Raw genomic sequence first — 18,410 nt, 5'->3', positions numbered from 1 at the left:
AAATCGGAAGGAGAAGACAATGATTTACTTTGATAATAGTGCAACAACAAAACCATATAAAGAAGCACTTGCCTCTTTTAATAAAGTTTCAACTGATTTCTATGGTAATCCTTCTTCCTTACATCGGTTGGGCGGCCAGGCTGAACAACTATTGTTACAGGCGAGAGAGCAAATAGCCAAGCTGTTAAATGTTCAAAAAGGAGAAGTTTATTTTACTTCAGGTGGAACCGAAGGAAATAATCTTGCAATTAAAGGAACGGCGCTTAAGTATAGAGATAGAGGTCGACATATAATTTCAACCGCGATTGAGCACCCTTCGGTAAGGGAATCGATGGAGCAACTAAAGGAATTAGGATTTCGAATTACGTATGTCCCTGTTAATAAACATGGGATTGTCAGTATTCATGATATTGAAAAGGCGATTACTGATGATACGATACTAGTCTCTGTTATGCATGTAAACAATGAAATAGGTTCTATTCAGCCAATAAAAGAGATCGGTCAGCTGCTTAAACGTTATACAAAGATACTATTTCATGTGGATGATGTTCAAGGGATTGGAAAAGTTCCGCTTCACTTACATGATAATCATATTGATTTGTGTACGATATCTGGCCATAAATTTCATGGATTGAAAGGAACAGGGGCTTTATTTATGAGACAAGGCATTACCATAACTCCTTTATTCTCAGGCGGGGGCCAGGAATGGAAGCATCGAAGTGGCACGGAGAATGTGGCAGGCATGGTTGCAATGGCAAAAGCTTTAAGGCTTACATTGGATAAACAAGAAATAAATCAAAATAGAATGGCTGAAATAAAAGATTTTATTAGGACAAAATTGGAAATGATAGAGGGGGTACAAATTCATTCCCCGCATTTACAATCAGCGCCACATATTATTAATTTTTCAATTAAAGGGTTCAAGGCAGAAGTATTTGTCCACGCACTTGAAGAAAAGGAAATATATGTATCGACAACAAGTGCATGCTCATCTAAAACACAGAAAGCAAGCAGTACGCTCCTTGCAATGGGTGTTCCAGAGGATGAGGCATTAAGTTCGATTCGCATTAGCCTTGCTTATGACAATACATTAGATGAGGCGAAGAAATTAGTAGAAGAGATTAAAGAAGCTGTCATTAGGCTAAGAAAGGTTATGAATTGAAATGAATTATGATCGTATACTTATTCGTTATGGAGAATTATCAACAAAAGGAAAAAACCGAAAAGTATTTATATATAAGTTAAGAAGAAATATTAAAAAAGTTTTACGGGATTTTGAACAGATAGAGATTGAGGCAACTCGTGAAAGAATGTTCATTCTCTTAAATGGGGAAGATGGACAGGAAATTGTTGAACGTCTAAAAGGTGTTTTTGGCATTCAATCTTTTAGCCCGGCGATTAAAACAGATAAAGAAATTGAAAATATGAAGGATGCAGCCCTAAGCCTGTTTCAAAGAATTTATCAAGAGGGAAATACATTTAAGATTACAACGAAAAGATCAGATAAAAGGTATCACTTAGATACAAATGGAGTTAATCAACTATTTGGAGCACATTTATTAACGAACATCCCTGGTTTAAAAGTTGATGTGAAAAAACCGGATATTAATCTGCAAATTGAAATTCGACATGAAGCTGTTTATTTTTCTTGTGAAAATATATTGGGTGCTGGTGGGCTTCCTGTAGGTTCAAGTGGGAAAGGCATGCTCATGCTATCTGGTGGAATCGATAGCCCGGTTGCAGGCTACCTATCAATGAAAAGAGGGGTCGAAATTGAAGCAGTTCATTTCTATAGCCCTCCATTTACAAGTGAGCGTTCAAAACAGAAGGTGCTTGATCTATCGGAAAAGTTAGCGAATATAAGTGGAGCAGTTAAATTGCATATAGTTCCATTTACTGCTATACAACAGCTTATCCAGCAGAAAGTTCCTGAAAATTATTCAATGACAACGACAAGACGGCTCATGCTCAAAATTACAGATGAAATTCGAAAGAGAAACGATGGGCTGGCCATTATTACCGGTGAAAGCCTAGGTCAGGTTGCAAGCCAGACACTTGAAAGCATGTATGCCATTAATGATGTCACAAATACACCGATCCTTCGTCCGTTAATTACGATGGATAAAAATGAAATTATCGATCTGGCGCAAATGCTCGATACATTCGATATTTCCAATCGACCATTTGAGGATTGCTGCACCGTCTTTGTTCCTGCTTCACCGAAAACAAAACCGAAAAAAGAAAAGGTGCAATACTTCGAGAGCAAAATTGATTTTGATACACTTATTACTCAAGCAGTAGAAGATACAGAAGTGATAACAATCGCTCCGAAATCTGTAGAAGAAAATGAGGTTAGTGACTTATTCTAATAAATCTGGCGTACACTGGATTCCTATGCAACAATTACCAATAAAAAATTGAATACGGCCATGTGATTCTACACATTCTATACTCACAAGGAGGTGAACATCACATGGCAAACAACAACAGCAACTCAAATCAGCTTCTAGTTCCAGGAGTACAACAAGCTCTAGACCAAATGAAATATGAAATTGCTTCTGAGTTCGGTGTTAACTTAGGTGCAGATACAACTTCTCGTGCTAACGGTTCAGTTGGTGGAGAAATTACAAAACGTTTAGTTCAAACAGCTCAACAACAACTAGCTGGATATGGTAAATAATAAAAAATAAATAATATGGCTACAAGGGGCAGGAATTAATTCCTGTCCCTTATTATATGTCAAAATAACAATTTAAAATCTTCCGATAATTTAGTATAATGATTGTAAAGATAATACTTCATGATCAGACATCTGTTCACTTACTTTACGAGGGGGAAACAGAATGAAACGAGAAGATCTATTAGCACCCGAAAAGTATAATCTAGTATCTGAAATGGAGCGCTTTGCCTCTGACCCTAATAGAATGGCGATTAGATGGGAAGATGAACAAGGCAATAAAAAGGAAATTACATATCGTAAGCTACTGAATCATGCGAATAAGATCAGCAATGTTTTTGCGAAAAATGGGTTGCAAAAAGGAGATGTCGTGTTAATTATTGTGCCACGACTAATTGAAGCATACGAAGTGTATGTGGCTGCATTGAAAGCAGGATTAGTTGTGATTCCGAGTTCTGAAATGCTTAGGCCAAAGGATCTTCAATACAGAATTACACATGGGGATGTAAAAGGGATCGTCAGCTACTATCCATATGCAGAACAGTTTTCGCAAATAAATGAAGCAGGGAATCTTCCGAAATTTGTAATTGGTGGTCAGGCGGAGAGTTGGATTGATTTAGAAGGAGAGATGATCCAAGCTTCTGAAGATTATCCTATAGCTGACACGAATCAAGGGGATATGGCATTCCTTTCTTACACATCTGGAACAACTGGGAATCCTAAAGGGGTCGTTCATACGCATGGATGGGCTTTTGCTCATTTGCGAGCGGCTGCTCCGAACTGGTTATGCATTGAAGATAGAGACACTGTCTGGGCAACGGCAGGTCCAGGCTGGCAAAAATGGATTTGGAGCCCGTTCCTATCAGTCCTTGGAACAGGTGCGACAGGGTTTGTCTACAATGGGAAATTTGAGCCGAAGAAATATTTACAGCTGCTAAGTGATTATAAAGTAAATGTATTATGCTGCACACCGACAGAGTACAGAATCATGGCAAAAACCGATCATCTTCATGAATATAAGCTTCCTCAACTTCGCAGTGCGGTATCAGCAGGAGAACCATTAAATCGTGAAGTCATTGATATATTTAAGAAGAATTTTGATGTGGATGTTCGCGATGGCTATGGTCAGACGGAAAATACATTGCTTGTCGGTGTCACAAAAGGAATGAAGTTAAAGGCAGGTTCAATGGGAAAACCGACACCAGGCAATCGTGTAGAAATCGTAAATGAATTAGGCGTGCCATGTGGGGTGAATGAAGTGGGAGACATCGCTGTTCATCTTGAAACACCCGCTCTTTTCAAAAATTATTATAAAGATGCGGAAAGAACGGCGATGCAATTCCGAGGAGATTATTATATAACAGGGGATCGCGCAAAAATGGATGAGGATGGATACTTTTGGTTTGAAGGGCGGGGGGATGATATTATCATTAGCTCTGGTTATACGATCGGGCCATTTGAAGTAGAAGATGCTCTCGTCAAACATCCTGCTGTCAAAGAGTGTGCGGTTGTAGCAAGCCCTGATGAAGTAAGAGGATACGTCGTGAAAGCCTTTATCGTATTACAAGAAGGAGTGAAAGAAAGCGAGCCAGACTTAATTAAGAACCTTCAAGAGCATGTAAAGGAACTTACAGCGCCATACAAATACCCAAGGAAAATTGAGTTTTTAGAGGAACTGCCAAAAACAACCTCTGGAAAAATTCGCAGAATTGAACTTCGAAATAATGAATTAAAAATAGCTGCACAGAACGAATAATAGTGGAGTGCAGACGAAGGCTTTCGTCTGCATTTTTGTTATCATTTAGGAAACGATAAAATCGCACGTTATGTATAACTTTATGAGTAGTTTAATCTACGTCCAGCTTCGGCGCCTATCGCCTATCAAACTTCAGTACTGCTCCCTACAATAAGTCAAGCACGGTATCGCTCACGCTCACCGTGTTTCCTTTATTTCAGTCGCAGTTATCCAGTTTGTACGGCGATGTTCAAGGCGCCTGCGCATTTGTTATAGTAAAAGAAAATGGAAAGAGGGGATCTTTAAATGGGGACAATCTGGTATGGTGGCTCAATTTATACACTACAGGAAGAAAAGGATCAAGCAGAAGCCGTTTTTACAAAAGGAAATAAAATTATAGCAATTGATACGATTCAAGCACTTGAAGAAACATATAAAGATGAAATAAAGCTTAGAGTAGACTTGAAAGGAAGAACAATGCTGCCAGGATTGACAGACAGTCATATGCATATAATTGGGCATGGTCAAAAGTTGATTCGCCTAGATTTATCTACGTGTCATTCGAGAGAAGAAGTCCTTCAAAACGTCAAAAGCTACGCAGCAAATGTGGAAGGAGGGGAATGGGTGGTTGGAGAGGGCTGGAATGAGAATCTATGGGATCAGCCTGACCCGATTACATTAAACGAATTAGATGCGGTTGTACCCGATCATCCAGTATTGCTTAAGAGGGTGTGCCGACATGCAATTGTGGTAAATACGCTTGCGTTAAAAAAAGCATCTATTGATGAAGAGACAGAAAATCCAGAAGGTGGAGTCATTGAAAAGGAAGGGGATGGAAAGCTTAATGGCCTTCTCAAAGACCAAGCCCAGGAATTAGTGTTTCAAGTTCTTCCTGAAGTCTCAAAAGATGATTTAGTTAAGGCTCTCCGTGCAGCGATTAAAGATGCGCATTCATTAGGCATAGTTGGTGCGCATACGGAAGATTTAAATTATTACGGCGGCTATGATAAGACTTTTCAGGCGTTCAAGCAAGTGATTGAGGAAGAAGGGCAGCTTTTTCGAGCACATCTTCTTGTCCATCATGAGGTTGTTGATGAAATGCTTCAGTCTGGAGAACACTTTTTAAGTGGAAATGAATGGATTGAATTTGGTGCAATGAAAATTTTTGCTGACGGAGCTTTAGGTGGAAGAACAGCATTGCTCAGTCATCCGTATGCCGATGACCCTTCGACATCAGGGGTTGCCATCTTTACACAGCAGCAATTAGATGCCCTTCTTGAAAAGGCCCGAGCTTATAAGCTGCCTGTTGCCGTTCATGCCATTGGTGATTTGGCATTTGAAATGGTGTTGGATGCTATTGAAAAACATCCTATGACAGGACCAGGAAGAGATCGGCTTATTCATGCCCAAATCTTACGTAAGGAGCTAATCCAGCGTGCGAAGAAATTGCCGCTTATTCTTGATATCCAGCCAAGATTTCTTGCTTCTGATTTCCCATGGGTCGTTGATCGGATCGGTCAGGAGCACATGGATTATTGTTATGCCTGGAAAACATTATTAACTGAAGGACTGCCGTGTGCTGGTGGATCAGACGCCCCAATTGAACCGTTAAACCCGCTTCTTGGCATTCATGCAGCTGTAACGAGGACGAATATCGATGAATCTAAGAAAAGAGTGTACGGTCAAAGTGAAGCTTTAACCGTTTATGAAGCGGTGTGCTTATTTACAAAGGGAAGTGCTTATGCTGCCAGTCATGAATGCAATCGTGGCATGATAATGGAAGATTTTTTGGCTGATTTTACGATATTGGAAGAAGATATTTTTCAAATAAGTCCAGTTGAAATTCCGAATGTAGCCGTCGCTCAAACGGTAATCGGTGGAGAAATTGTTTATGATGCTATGGAAGTAATGATTTAGAAAAAATAAACATTGTCAGCATCTTACAATTCAATCTATAATATAAATATTTCGATAATAGAAAGAATTGAGGCTCATGCTGATGAAGAATAATGAAGTACATATGGGAATTATTTATGCAGGATTTTCGTATTTTTTATGGGGATTATTGCCAATCTATTGGAAGCTTATCCAACATGTAAATGCAGATGAAATTTTAGCTAATCGAATTTTTTGGTCTTTTTTCTTTATGGCAGCTGTACTGCTTTTTACTAGAAAATGGGGAGGATTTATTCAAACAATTATTCATTTTCGTACGAATAAAAAACAGTTATTAGTGTTGGTGATTGCTTCTCTTCTTGTAAGCTGTAATTGGTTCATCTATATATGGGCCGTTAATTCCGAGCATTTAATTGAAGCAAGCCTCGGCTATTATATTAATCCGTTAGTCAGTGTCATCCTTGGGATGATCGTATTTAGAGAGAGGCTGTCTTTGGCACAGTATGCCTCATTTGGAATAGCATTCATAGGTGTGCTCGTCTTAACGATTTCATACGGGAAGTTTCCGTGGATTTCTATCTTTCTAGCATTATCATTTGGTTTATACGGTTTAATGAAGAAAATGGTGAAAGTAGATTCGGCGATCGGCCTAACACTAGAAACACTTGTTGTTGCTCCGATTGCATTCATTTATATGATTGTGTTATTTATGAACGGCTCACAATCTTTTTTAGCTGTGTCAGCTGGAACGGATTTATTATTAATCGGTGCAGGGGCAGCAACAGCCGTTCCCCTTCTTTATTTTGCAAAAGGGGCACAGAAAATTCCGATGTCTACTCTAGGATTCTTACAATTTATTGCACCAACATTGACATTAATTCTAGGTGTGTTTATTTATCATGAGCCATTTACAAAAATTCATCTTATTGCATTTATGTTTATATGGACAGCGATTTCGATCTTTACTCTCTCGAAAACAAAATACTATATTAAGCTGGAGTCAAAATGGAAGAAAGGCAAAAGTGTAGGAATTTAAACAAAGAATTGGTGAAGGAGCCATCATGCAATGGGAAATCAGACGATGCAAACAGCCGAGCAAATGCTCAATCTATTAAATGATCTTGTTTCAATTGGCAGTATTTCATTATCAGAAGCAGAAATTCAATTCCCTTTAAGAGTGGAGCACCACCTAAAGCAAATCCCTTATTTTAATGAAAATTCATCACTTATTACGAATCATTTAACAACGGATGGCAGGTCATTCTTAACGGCCTTGTACAAACATGATGAAGCAAGTAAAACAGTTGTCATGATTAGCCATTTTGATGTTGTAAATGTGGAGGATTATGGGGATTTAAAGCATCTTGCTTTTCAGCCGATGGAGTTAACGGAGGCTCTTTTTGAGCGAAGTGATGAATTTCCACTTGATGCGCGCGAAGATTTAGAGAGCAAGAAATGGCTTTTCGGACGTGGTGTGATGGATATGAAGTGCGGCCTTGTTCAGCATATGTCCTTGCTTGAAAGAGCAGCTTCTGAACAATGGAAGATGAATCTGCTTTTATTAACGGTACCAGATGAAGAAGTGAACTCAGTCGGGATGCGGGAAGCTGTTCCTAAACTGCTTGAAATGGCGGAAGAGCATCATTTAAATTACACTTTGTTTCTTAACTCTGAACCGATGTTTGCATTAGAACCCCAAGATAAGAATTATTATTTTTATACAGGGACAATTGGAAAGATCATGCCAGCTGCTCTTTGCTTTGGGAAAGAGACACATGTAGGCGAACCATTATCAGGAATCAATGCGGCCTGGATGACATCGATGCTGACAAATGATATCGAATGGAATGAAGTCCTTTGTGAGGAGGTAAACGGACAAGTAAGCCCTCCGCCAACATTATTATGGCAACGGGATTTAAAGAAGGACTATACTACACAAATTCCTCATCGTTCGGTCAGCTTGTATAATTTATTATTAATGAAAAGAAATGCGGCAGATGTCATGACGCAAATGAAGAAGATTGCTCAATCATCCGCAAGGAAAATGGAAGTGTTCATGAAGGATAAGTATGATGTTTTCCAGCTTGATTCAAGTCAGCTGCCAACAATAAAAGTTCTTCTTTATGAAGAATTACGAGCATATGCCTGTGAGAAAATGGGCGATGAATATATTACAAAGCTAGAACAGTCTGTTATTTCCCAATCAATCGGAGACAGTCGGGAACAATCGATTCAAGTTGTGGATCAATTGGCGATTCTCTCTCAAGAGCTTGGTCCAATGATTGTTTTATTCTATGCCCCTCCATATTATCCGGCAGTCAACTCAAGCGACAACCGAGTGATTCGGGAGCTTTCAGAAGAAATCATTCAATATTCAGATGAACAATTTAGTTATGAATTGCTTCCTGTTGAATATTTTAATGGAATATGTGATTTAAGTTATGCGGGTCTGCAAGGATCGCTTGCTGATATGCAACGCTATGATACGAATTTGCCTGGTGGGAAAGAGCTTTATGCGATTCCCTTTCATGAAATGGCTAAGCTAACAGCGCCAGTTATTAATGTTGGCCCAATTGGCAGAGATGCACATAAAAACACCGAACGTCTCTATTTGCCATTTGCTTTCGAACAGCTGCCAAAATTATTAACGCATCTTTTGTTAGCACATGAAAAACAATAGGAAAAAACTTCAATCAATGCTGCATTGATTGAAGTTTTTTTTAGTAGAAATTGAGTCTTTATAAAAAAGTCCTTTGTACTTTTTCCCAGAAGGAATTATCTTTAAGTTTGACCGTTTTAATTCGTTTTTCACTCAATTTAATTTCAATTTCTTTCACATGCCGTATGCTTATTGCCTCATTATCCATGCCCATTGTAGGATGCTCATTGCCATCTTGAACGACACTAAGCATCAGTTTACGTTCGCCACTTAGAATAAAGGAGGAGCCGAGTGTTCGGTAACGATTATTATTTAATGAAGCCATTTCACTGACCTGCATACATGGAAGCAGCGGGTCGACAATTGAGCCTCTTAATGATTTATTGTATGCTGTGCTTCCTGTAGGTGTTGCAACGATCATTCCATCTCCTCTAAATGTCTCAAAGTGAAGATCATCTATGTAAACATCAAGAAGAAAGGTTTTAATGATTGGCGATCGGATACTAAATTCATTTAAGCAATGAAAGGAAGTTTGATTATCAATCGTTACTTCAATTGTAGGATAACGACGTACTTCAATTTGCTCTTTTGTTATTGCTCCAAGCATTTTTGGTCGATCATCTAATTGGAAATCACAGTACATGCTTAGGCTGCCTGTTGTTGAAATTCCCGCATATAAACAATCATCGCGAAAACCTGTTTTACGAACAGCCTGCAGAAATGCCCCATCTCCACCAATACTAACAATAATATTGGCCTTTTTAGGATCGTTCACAATATTGAATTGATGAGCTTCTGCTAGGTCGTATAATGATTGAACCTTTTCAATCATTTTCGTATCCTTTTTATGATAAAAATATAAATTACGGCGAGCTGTCATCTGATAGCCTCCAGTCAAATAATAGTTGATTTATTATAATTTTAACATATAGCCAATTATTTGGTATGATAATGGATGTTGAAAACAGTTTCAAGTTTTTGAATCATTTTAAAGGGGAACCTCGTAAAGTGAATAGAGAACAGGAGGAGGATTTGATGAATGGAAAACGGTGGGCAGCATTACTAATTGCTGGTGCATTATTTGTGTTTTCAATTATTACGAATATTGCTACTGGGATTGCATTTAGTGATGTGGAAAGCTCGATAACAGAATTATTTGCAGGCAGTAATGATGTATTTATGGAAGAAGTAATTGAAGAAGGCAGTGAAATGAAGAAAATAGCTGTATTAGATGTAAACGGGACAATCCAGGATACTGGTGAAGCGGCTTCGATTTTTACTACCGGAGGCTACAATCACCGAGCATTTATGGACAAGCTTAACCAAGTAAAAGAAGATAATACGGTGAAGGCTGTCATTATTCAAGTAAATACTCCTGGTGGAGGAGTCGTTGAAAGTGCACAAATCCATGACAAAATAAAGGAAATCCAAGAGGAGACAAAGAAGCCTGTTTATATTTCAATGGGTTCAATGGCTGCTTCAGGTGGATATTATATTTCTGCACCAGCTGACAAAATCTTTGCAAGTCCAGAAACGTTGACTGGTTCCCTCGGTGTGATTATGCAAGGCATAAATTATGCTGGGCTTGCTGAAAAGTATGGGGTTGATTTCGTTACAATTAAAAGCGGTCCATATAAGGATATTATGAGTCCATCAAGAGAAATGACAGATGATGAAAAGAATATTTTGCAAACGATGATTAATAATTCCTATGAAGGCTTTGTGAAGGTTATTTCTGAAGGACGGAATCTGTCTGTTGAACAGGTGAAGAAAATTGCTGATGGCAGGATTTATGATGGACGTCAAGCATTAGAATTAAATTTAATTGATGGATTTGGCTATGTTGAGGGTGTAATCGATGCCTTGAAAGTGGATCATGAACTAGAGGGAGCAAAGGTTATTAAATATACGGATAACTTAGGCTTTGGCTCATTATTCAGTATGGGGGCGCAAAAGTTAATTGGACAGGACATGGAAATGGCGGGAGTAATGAAATTATTATCACAGCCTAATTCACCGCGCCTCATGTATTTATATGCTGAATAGGTGGTGTTAAGATGACTTTAAATGAGCAGAAGGATATGATTGGAAACCATATTCCCGTTCGATTTGCTGGATTTTGGATGCGCTTTTGGGCATATCTCTTAGATTTAATTGTAATTGGGAGCATTGATCGTTTGATTGTTAATCCGATATTTAGATTATTGGATATATCTTTAAAGGAACATAGCATCTTCGCACCGATTTCAATTATCACAGCGATTACATTCTATGGTTATTTTGTATTAATGACGAAATTTTTTAATCAAACGGTTGGGAAGATGGTATTTGGTTTAAAGGTAGTTGATTTAGAAGGAAATGGACTGTCGTGGCGGACAATACTCTTTAGAGAATGGATTGGTCGCTTTATTTCAGCCACTCTGATTATCAGTTATGTGATTATTGCTTTTTTACCAAAGAAGCAAGGACTGCATGATTTATTTTCAGATACAACAGTTGTTCATGAAAAATAGCTTTAAACCTGCCTTCTAGCAAGGCGGGTTTATTTTTTTTGTATTCGGAAATAATGATAAGCTGAAGGGGTGTGATGAGATTGAAGTGGCTGCTCATTGCCTTAATCATACTATTATTGCTCATTATTCTATTGATTGTTACGAGATTAAATATTTATTTATATTATTATCATAATAATGATAACGACCATTTAAAAATTGAATGTAAAGCATGGTTTGGACTTATAAAATATAAAAAAGATATTCCTTTAATAAAAGTGGATGATAACTCACCAACAATCGTTATGAAGGAAGAGAAATCGGCAGGGGAACAAGAAATTGAGACGAAGCAGTATTCAGCAAAAGACCTTCTAAATTCGATGCAAGATACAAATGAAATCCTTAACCATGTCATTTCTCTTCATAAAATTGTGCGCAAATTTTTGAAAAAGATTTCTGTAAAAAGGTTTGAATGGCACACGATGTTTGGATTAGGAGATGCAGCATATACTGGCATGCTCACTGGTGGGCTGTGGGCGGTGAAAGGGAGTATGATTGGGCTCCTAAGCAATTATATGAAGCTTAAAGAATCACCATATATGACAATTACTCCTCAATTTCAATTTGCCGTGTCACAGACGATTATTTCATGTATTTTTCAATTCCGAATCGGACATGCTATTGTTGCAGCATTTAAATTGATTAAATATTGGAAGGGCGGGAAGGCAAAGTTTAAAACGAAGCCTTTATCTGCTTTATCTAATGATAAAACAAAATCAGTATAGAAGGGCGGCTTAAGTATGTCAGATCATCCAATTCAAGGGCTTATGACAACTGCGATGGAAAATCTGAAAGAAATGATTGATGTGAATACAATCATTGGTGACCCTGTTGAAACACCTGATGGCAGCGTGATTCTAACGGTATCCAAAGTTGGTTTTGGTTTTGCAGCTGGTGGGAGTGAATTCAAACTTGATGGCCAATCAAATAGTGGAAGTCAAGGGCAAGGGCAAGGCCAAGGCCAATCAAGCGGACATCCATTTGGTGGAGGAAGTGGTGGCGGCGTTTCAATTACACCAATTGCCTTTCTCATTGTAAACTCAAATGAGGTGAAAATGGTTCATCTTGATGAAAGCACACATTTATATGAAAGAATTCTTGATCTGGCTCCACAAGCTGTTGATAAGATTCAACAAATGTTCGATAAGAAAAATAAACAAAAAGATACCCAAACCCAAAATCAGACAGATAAACAAGAGTATAACGGAGCAAAACAAGATTTAGACATATGATGTATAGGGTTAACTTCCAAAATAGGAAGTTAACTTTTTTCATGGTATTGTTAATGCGAGCAATTTATTAAAGATTTAATCTTTGCAAAAATGAGTCTAAAAAGATATGATTTACATTGTACATATGATGTTTAAGGAGGAAGAAAAAGATGGCGTCTATTACATTTAAAGGGAATTCAGTTACTTTATTAGGAAATGAAGTAAAGGCAGGAGAGAAAGCTCCAAATTTTAAAGTGCTTGCAAATGATTTATCTGAAGTAACACTTGATGATACAAAAGGACAAGTACGCTTAATTAGTGTAGTTCCTTCAATTGATACGGGTGTGTGTGATGCACAAACTCGCCGTTTTAATGAAGAAGCTTCTAAATTGGGCGATGTGAAAATTCTTACAGTGAGTGTGGATCTGCCATTTGCTCAAAAGCGCTGGTGTGCTGCTGCTGGAATTGAAAATGTGCAAACGGTTTCAGATCATCGTGATCTTTCATTTGGTGAAGCATATGGAGTAGCGATTAAAGAGCTACGTCTGCTAGCACGTGCCGTTTTTGTTGTTGATTCGAATGATACAGTTACATATGCTGAATATGTGAGTGAAGCAACTGATCATCCAAACTATGAAGCAGCGATAGAAGCTGTTAAGCAAGCAAAATAAATGAACTGCCTCGGGTGTAACTACCCGGGGCATTTTTTCTAACATAGCTAAAAATTCTTGTTGCAGCCTACTTCGGAGGGAGTGAAGTCTTTCCGATTTTACGAGTACAAATGGGCATGTTAAAATAGGACAGGAATTTAGAACGGAGGATGTAGGTAGATGAGCTTAGCGCCTGTAGAAGAATTATTTACTGTATTTAATGAAACAGCAATGATCATGCAAGAAGAATTAGCATGTACATATTTAGAAGCATTAGCTGAAACAGGAGAAAATCTATTTCAGGAAAGAATTTTGCAGAAGGATGAACTAAGTGAAGTAACGGTTAAAAGACTTAAGAAAAGTTATGATTCACTTAATTTACATACATATTCAAAGGAAAACATTCGTAAATCCTTTCAATTAGCAATTTTGAAGGGGATGAACGAGATCGTTCAGCCGAATCATCAAATGACGCCTGATGCGGTTGGGATGCTAGTAGGCTATTTAGTGGATAAGTTTGTTAAGGAAGAAACGTTCCGACTATTAGACCCTGCTGTCGGCACAGGAAATTTATTAACAACAGTGATTAATCATCAGCAAAAGAAAAATGTTGAAGCGATCGGACTTGATATAGATGATATCTTAATTAAGCTTAGCTATGTAAATGCGAATTTACAGCAGCATCCAATCCAATTCTTCAATCAGGATAGCCTTGAACCGCTTTTTATTGAAGAGGCAGATGTTGTTGTAAGTGATTTGCCTGTTGGTTATTATCCGAATGATGTGAGAGCATCAGAATATGAGATGAAGGCAGATTCTGGTCATACATATGCACATCATTTATTTATTGAGCAAAGCATGAGACATGTGAAGGCAGGTGGCTATTTATTCTTTATTGTCCCAAACGGTCTATTTGAAAGTGAACAAGCATCAAAGCTGCATACTTATATTCAGGAAAACGCAAATATTCAAGGACTTCTCCAACTCCCGCGTAGCCTATTTAAAAACGAAAAGGCAGCCAAAAGCATTTTCATTCTTCAAAAGAAAGGGGAAGGCGTAAAGCCGCCTAAGCAAGTTCTCCTTGTTAATTTACCGAGCCTATCAAATACAGCAGAAATGGAAAAAATCCTTCGTAAAATCGATGGATGGCATAAAGAGAATAAATAAAGAAGAAGCCGATTGCAGAAGTAAGTAGTTCGGTAGTGAAGTAGAAAAACGAATTTACAAGGTCAATATCAAGCTAAATTACATGCTTTTAGCGCACAGTAATCAGCAGTGGTTTTACATCCAGCAAAAGAAAAATAAGCGGAGATATTCCGCTTAAATGCAGTAAGAAGCCTGTTTTGGGGAGAAATAAGCGGATTTTTTCCGCTTATTCAATGTAAAAGCCTTTATTTTTTGATTTTTTGAGTAAATAGACGGAATTATTCCGCTTATTTACTCTTTTTTTATTAAAAATTACGAAATAAGCGGAGATTTTCCGTTTATATATCAGTTTGGCAGCTCAAGCTGATCCCCTAAAAGGTAAGTTAGGATCAATAAAAGAAGATCTGCAACTTTCTATCTCCTCCTTAGATTTATTTTCTAGCTTTGAATCGAACTACTTATTGCAGAAGTCGGCTTTTTCTTTATATTTCTGAAATATTTTACTTTGTCATGAAAACGATAACAAAATAATCTGCTCCTTGAAATGTTTGGTAGACAATGATTTAATGAGGAATTGAGAGATATTAATAACACTCATTGTACAAAATAAGCTTGTATGGTTATGGTGAGGTTGTTATATAAAAGGAGCGGTTGTAAAAATGGCAAAAATTATTGCAATAAACGCCGGTAGTTCCTCATTAAAATTTCAGTTATTTGATATGCCAAGTGAGGAAGTCATTACAAAGGGTTTGATTGAACGGATTGGCTTAAATGATTCAATCTTTAATATAGTTGTGAATGGAGAAAAAATTAAAGAAGTAGCAGATATACCAGACCATGCGGTTGCAGTGAAACTTATTCTAGAGAAATTAACAGGACTAGGTATTATCCAATCATTAAATGAAATTGAAGGAATTGGCCATCGTGTTGTACATGGTGGAGAAGAGTTCTCAGATTCGGTATTAATTACGGATGACATATTAAAGAGAATTGAAGAATTATCAGATCTTGCCCCTCTTCATAATCCAGCAAATATTACAGGTATTAAGGCTTTTCAGCAAGTATTGCCAAATGTACCTGCAATTGCTGTTTTTGATACTGCTTTTCATCAAACAATGCCTGAAAGTGCCTACTTATATAGTTTGCCATATGAGTATTATAAGGATTTTGGCATTCGAAAATATGGTTTCCATGGGACTTCACATAAATATGTGTCACAGCGAGCAGCAGAAATGCTTGGGCGTCCACTGGAACAATTGCGATTGATTTCCTGTCATCTTGGGAATGGAGCAAGTATTGCAGCTATTGAAGGAGGAAAATCACTCGATACATCGATGGGATTTACTCCCCTGGCAGGTGTGACAATGGGAACACGATCAGGGAATATTGACCCTGCTTTAATTCCTTTTATTATGGAAAAGACAAATAAAACAGCAGATGAGGTATTAGATGTCCTAAACAAAAAGAGTGGGATGCTTGCTGTATCTGGTTTTTCAAGTGATTTGCGTGACATTGAAATTCAGGCATCAGAAGGAAATGATCGTGCAAAATTAGCACTTGAAGTTTTTGCTGGAAGAATTCATAAATATATCGGATCCTATGCAGCGCGGATGTGTGGCGTAGATGCGATTATTTTTACAGCTGGGATTGGAGAAAACAGTGATGTCATTCGTGCACGTGTCCTTAGAGGGCTAGAATTTATGGGCGTCTACTGGGATCCATCACTGAACAAAGTTCGTGGGGAAGAGGCTTTTATTAATTACCCTCATTCACCAGTAAAAGTCATGATTATCCCAACAGATGAAGAAGTGATGATTGCAAGAGATGTAGTGAGATTATCTAAATAAATGATGGCCACAGCTTTAATGAATTGAGCTGTGGTTTTTTTGCGTTTTTTCGATGTAAAACTGAATATACAAGTCTGTCATTCAGTTTGTAGGGGATGTCAGCTTTCTTCATTCACCTCTTATTTCAAAGAAGAATTACCTAGTTTAACTATGCTATACTGAAGCAAAAGAGTTTTGGGATGGAGGAATGTATAATGGCATTGACGATGCGAGAGAATAAGGTTTTAGCCGAGATTCGCGAGTGGGAAACAAAGCTATACAATTATGAGCCCAATGACTTTGAATTAACATATGAGAAGTATTTGGAAAAGTCCTTTTCATTGCTTCCTGAAAATATGCAAGAGCAGTTCTTTTCGACCCTTGATAATTGGCTTTTTCATCTTCATGCGCTTGTTCAAGGCTCACAAATGCAAAGTGATGCAAAGATGAGAATATTAACAGCAGGAAGAGTGTTCGATTCTGAAATTGCAATGATTCGTGACCTCCAAGATTTAAGTATTGATCAGCTTCGATTTATTGCTGATCAGCAGATTGCTCGTCATAGGCTCTATTCATTCGCGCAAGGAGGATTGGCTGGCACAGGCAGTTCACTGATGCTTGGAGCAGATGTTCCAGCAATGGCGGTGATCAATTTAAGAGTAGTCCAGCTCATTGCGATGACATATGGAATTGAAGTAAATACACCGTATGAAATGATGACTTCACTCAAAGTATTTCATGCTTCAACCCTTCCAGCACGCATGCAAGGCAGCATATGGGATGAATTAATGAGTGAACTTCAAAATCAAGAAGATTATTATTTTTATGAAGGCAAAGAAGAACTTTCTGATGTGACGTGGATTGAGCAGCCTGCAAAACAATTATTGAAAGCAATAGCTATTTTTATTTTTCGTAAAAAGTCAATTCAAGGCGTTCCATTCATAAGCATGGCGATTGGTGCCAGTGTAAATTATCAACTGACTAGAAAGGTATCAGAATTTGCTCATAAATATTATCAATATAGATATTTACATAAGAAGAAAGGCTGAGATTCGATGAGTACGATTGAACATAAGAAAGAAGCACCAAAACAGGTTTCGTGTAAGGTGATTACTGTAAGTGATACAAGAGATAAAAATACGGACAAAAGCGGAAAGCTGATGATTGATTTTTTAGAGCAAGCGGGGCATATTGTACATAGTTATTCGATTGTAAAGGATGAAGCTGCTGAGCTTCGTAGAGAAGTTTTAGAAGGATGTAATGATCCGAATATTGAGGTTATCCTTACAAATGGTGGAACTGGGATTGCCTTACGGGATATTACGATTGAAACAGTTAAAGAATTATTTGATAAAGAAATCAGCGGCTTTGGTGAGTTATTTCGAATGCTTAGCTACCAGGAAGATATCGGCTCAGCAGCCATTTTATCTCGTGCAATCGCTGGGACAGTAAAAGATAAAGCGATTTTCTCTACGCCAGGTTCATCTGGGGCAGTGAAGCTAGCGATGAACAAGCTGATTCTCCCTGAGCTTGGACATGTTGTAAGAGAGTTGAAAAAGGATTTATAATTCTGAGCAAAGATGTACTTATCAAAATAGCATACAATAAAAAGTGAAATGAGGCGTTCAAAAGTCTAAAACTGACTTTTTGGACGCCTCTTATTAGCTATTTTTATTGATTTTACAGTCTGGATTGTTGCATTATCGACTAGTGAATTTTTTTACATATGAATCTTTTCGGAAATATCCTGATTTGTCCGGTACCAAAGCCAGAGGTCATTAATGATCGAAGCAAGCTCAGCGATCTCACTATTCAGTTCACAAGATTTATTAAAGTCTCCTTCATCTGAGAGCATTGCCTGTTTCTCATTGATAAGCTCCTCTAAATCTTTTATTCGGTCTGGAATGCTGCCTCTAATTTTTTCCCAATGAAATAAAATCATTTGCTGTGTTTCTTTTGAATAATCATCCCATTCCTTATTAAATGCTGGGATTGGGATACCAAGACGTTCGTTATATATAAAGAAATCCACGATTGCATAATCCTCCAACAAATAGG

General features: G+C 37.8%; 18 protein-coding genes. 16 read left to right on the top strand and 2 right to left on the bottom strand.

Annotated features, from left to right (window positions below; genetic code table 11):
- The first annotated feature begins 19 nt into the window (after positions 1-19).
- The 7 genes from J2Z40_RS09735 (at position 20) to J2Z40_RS09705 (ending at position 8,988) form a co-directional block, all read left to right on the top strand.
- Entirely contained in the window at positions 20-1,162 is a 1,143-nt protein-coding gene (locus tag J2Z40_RS09735; RefSeq protein WP_066396802.1) for a cysteine desulfurase family protein, read from the top strand.
- A gap of 1 nt (position 1,163) precedes the next feature.
- Positions 1,164-2,369 carry a tRNA uracil 4-sulfurtransferase ThiI gene (thiI, locus tag J2Z40_RS09730; protein WP_066396799.1) on the top strand — a complete coding sequence of 402 codons (1,206 nt, stop codon included), beginning with the start codon at positions 1,164-1,166 and terminating at the stop codon, positions 2,367-2,369.
- A gap of 104 nt (positions 2,370-2,473) precedes the next feature.
- Entirely contained in the window at positions 2,474-2,680 is a 207-nt protein-coding gene (locus J2Z40_RS09725) for an alpha/beta-type small acid-soluble spore protein (RefSeq protein ID WP_066396797.1), read from the top strand.
- Between the two features lie 163 nt (positions 2,681-2,843).
- Positions 2,844-4,433 (top strand): acyl-CoA synthetase MbcS, encoded by a 1,590-nt coding sequence (gene mbcS / locus J2Z40_RS09720; protein ID WP_066396795.1) that lies wholly within the window; start codon positions 2,844-2,846, stop codon positions 4,431-4,433.
- 285 nt (positions 4,434-4,718) lie between these two features.
- Entirely contained in the window at positions 4,719-6,329 is a 1,611-nt protein-coding gene (locus tag J2Z40_RS09715; protein ID WP_066396793.1) for an amidohydrolase, read from the top strand.
- An 82-nt stretch (positions 6,330-6,411) separates the two neighbouring features.
- A complete protein-coding gene (gene rarD / locus J2Z40_RS09710; RefSeq protein WP_066396791.1) occupies positions 6,412-7,344 on the top strand; it encodes an EamA family transporter RarD in 933 nt (310 codons plus the stop codon).
- A gap of 30 nt (positions 7,345-7,374) precedes the next feature.
- Entirely contained in the window at positions 7,375-8,988 is a 1,614-nt protein-coding gene (locus J2Z40_RS09705; protein ID WP_066396790.1) for a M20/M25/M40 family metallo-hydrolase, read from the top strand.
- Positions 8,989-9,046: 58 nt separating this feature from the next.
- Here the strand turns inward: J2Z40_RS09705 and J2Z40_RS09700 are convergent, their stop codons facing one another.
- A complete protein-coding gene (locus tag J2Z40_RS09700) occupies positions 9,047-9,847 on the bottom strand; it encodes an NAD kinase (protein ID WP_066396789.1) in 801 nt (266 codons plus the stop codon).
- 155 nt (positions 9,848-10,002) lie between these two features.
- Here J2Z40_RS09700 and sppA point away from each other — a divergent pair, with 155 nt between their 5' ends.
- From sppA to J2Z40_RS09655, 9 genes are all read left to right on the top strand, one after another.
- Positions 10,003-11,013 (top strand): signal peptide peptidase SppA, encoded by a 1,011-nt coding sequence (gene sppA / locus J2Z40_RS09695; protein WP_066396787.1) that lies wholly within the window; start codon positions 10,003-10,005, stop codon positions 11,011-11,013.
- An 11-nt stretch (positions 11,014-11,024) separates the two neighbouring features.
- Positions 11,025-11,480 carry an RDD family protein gene (locus tag J2Z40_RS09690; RefSeq protein ID WP_066396785.1) on the top strand — a complete coding sequence of 152 codons (456 nt, stop codon included), beginning with the start codon at positions 11,025-11,027 and terminating at the stop codon, positions 11,478-11,480.
- Between the two features lie 74 nt (positions 11,481-11,554).
- Positions 11,555-12,244 carry a DUF2953 domain-containing protein gene (locus tag J2Z40_RS09685; RefSeq protein ID WP_342590328.1) on the top strand — a complete coding sequence of 230 codons (690 nt, stop codon included), beginning with the start codon at positions 11,555-11,557 and terminating at the stop codon, positions 12,242-12,244.
- A gap of 15 nt (positions 12,245-12,259) precedes the next feature.
- Positions 12,260-12,751 (top strand): GerW family sporulation protein, encoded by a 492-nt coding sequence (ytfJ, locus tag J2Z40_RS09680; protein ID WP_066396777.1) that lies wholly within the window; start codon positions 12,260-12,262, stop codon positions 12,749-12,751.
- A 149-nt stretch (positions 12,752-12,900) separates the two neighbouring features.
- Complete coding sequence (gene tpx, locus J2Z40_RS09675) at positions 12,901-13,401, top strand: thiol peroxidase (protein ID WP_066396774.1); 501 nt, start codon at positions 12,901-12,903, stop codon at positions 13,399-13,401.
- A gap of 159 nt (positions 13,402-13,560) precedes the next feature.
- Positions 13,561-14,547 carry a class I SAM-dependent methyltransferase gene (locus tag J2Z40_RS09670; RefSeq protein WP_066396768.1) on the top strand — a complete coding sequence of 329 codons (987 nt, stop codon included), beginning with the start codon at positions 13,561-13,563 and terminating at the stop codon, positions 14,545-14,547.
- Between the two features lie 638 nt (positions 14,548-15,185).
- Complete coding sequence (locus tag J2Z40_RS09665) at positions 15,186-16,373, top strand: acetate kinase (protein WP_066396766.1); 1,188 nt, start codon at positions 15,186-15,188, stop codon at positions 16,371-16,373.
- Between the two features lie 194 nt (positions 16,374-16,567).
- The gene (locus J2Z40_RS09660; RefSeq protein ID WP_066396763.1) at positions 16,568-17,401 is read left to right on the top strand and encodes an EcsC family protein; all 834 of its coding nucleotides are present in this window, start codon (positions 16,568-16,570) and stop codon (positions 17,399-17,401) included.
- A gap of 6 nt (positions 17,402-17,407) precedes the next feature.
- Positions 17,408-17,920, top strand: coding sequence for a MogA/MoaB family molybdenum cofactor biosynthesis protein (locus tag J2Z40_RS09655; RefSeq protein ID WP_066396761.1), 513 nt, complete (start codon positions 17,408-17,410; stop codon positions 17,918-17,920).
- A 152-nt stretch (positions 17,921-18,072) separates the two neighbouring features.
- Here the strand turns inward: J2Z40_RS09655 and J2Z40_RS09650 are convergent, their stop codons facing one another.
- Positions 18,073-18,387 (bottom strand): hypothetical protein, encoded by a 315-nt coding sequence (locus tag J2Z40_RS09650; RefSeq protein WP_066399465.1) that lies wholly within the window; start codon positions 18,385-18,387, stop codon positions 18,073-18,075.
- Positions 18,388-18,410: the final 23 nt, after the last annotated feature.

It is taken from the genome of Cytobacillus eiseniae (assembly GCF_017874625.1).
In the GTDB taxonomy this organism is placed as follows: Bacteria; Bacillota; Bacilli; order Bacillales; family Cytobacillaceae; genus Cytobacillus; species Cytobacillus eiseniae.
Note: the sequence above shows the minus strand (reverse complement) of the source record. Positions and strands in the feature narration are given on the sequence as shown.

Coding starts and splice junctions, on each gene's coding strand:
- J2Z40_RS09735 (WP_066396802.1), top strand. CDS start 20: ATGATTTACTTTGATAATAGTGCAACAACAAAACCATATAAAGAAGCA.
- thiI (WP_066396799.1), top strand. CDS start 1,164: ATGAATTATGATCGTATACTTATTCGTTATGGAGAATTATCAACAAAA.
- J2Z40_RS09725 (WP_066396797.1), top strand. CDS start 2,474: ATGGCAAACAACAACAGCAACTCAAATCAGCTTCTAGTTCCAGGAGTA.
- mbcS (WP_066396795.1), top strand. CDS start 2,844: ATGAAACGAGAAGATCTATTAGCACCCGAAAAGTATAATCTAGTATCT.
- J2Z40_RS09715 (WP_066396793.1), top strand. CDS start 4,719: ATGGGGACAATCTGGTATGGTGGCTCAATTTATACACTACAGGAAGAA.
- rarD (WP_066396791.1), top strand. CDS start 6,412: ATGAAGAATAATGAAGTACATATGGGAATTATTTATGCAGGATTTTCG.
- J2Z40_RS09705 (WP_066396790.1), top strand. CDS start 7,375: ATGGGAAATCAGACGATGCAAACAGCCGAGCAAATGCTCAATCTATTA.
- J2Z40_RS09700 (WP_066396789.1), bottom strand. CDS start 9,847: ATGACAGCTCGCCGTAATTTATATTTTTATCATAAAAAGGATACGAAA.
- sppA (WP_066396787.1), top strand. CDS start 10,003: ATGAATGGAAAACGGTGGGCAGCATTACTAATTGCTGGTGCATTATTT.
- J2Z40_RS09690 (WP_066396785.1), top strand. CDS start 11,025: ATGACTTTAAATGAGCAGAAGGATATGATTGGAAACCATATTCCCGTT.
- J2Z40_RS09685 (WP_342590328.1), top strand. CDS start 11,555: ATGAGATTGAAGTGGCTGCTCATTGCCTTAATCATACTATTATTGCTC.
- ytfJ (WP_066396777.1), top strand. CDS start 12,260: ATGTCAGATCATCCAATTCAAGGGCTTATGACAACTGCGATGGAAAAT.
- tpx (WP_066396774.1), top strand. CDS start 12,901: ATGGCGTCTATTACATTTAAAGGGAATTCAGTTACTTTATTAGGAAAT.
- J2Z40_RS09670 (WP_066396768.1), top strand. CDS start 13,561: ATGAGCTTAGCGCCTGTAGAAGAATTATTTACTGTATTTAATGAAACA.
- J2Z40_RS09665 (WP_066396766.1), top strand. CDS start 15,186: ATGGCAAAAATTATTGCAATAAACGCCGGTAGTTCCTCATTAAAATTT.
- J2Z40_RS09660 (WP_066396763.1), top strand. CDS start 16,568: ATGGCATTGACGATGCGAGAGAATAAGGTTTTAGCCGAGATTCGCGAG.
- J2Z40_RS09655 (WP_066396761.1), top strand. CDS start 17,408: ATGAGTACGATTGAACATAAGAAAGAAGCACCAAAACAGGTTTCGTGT.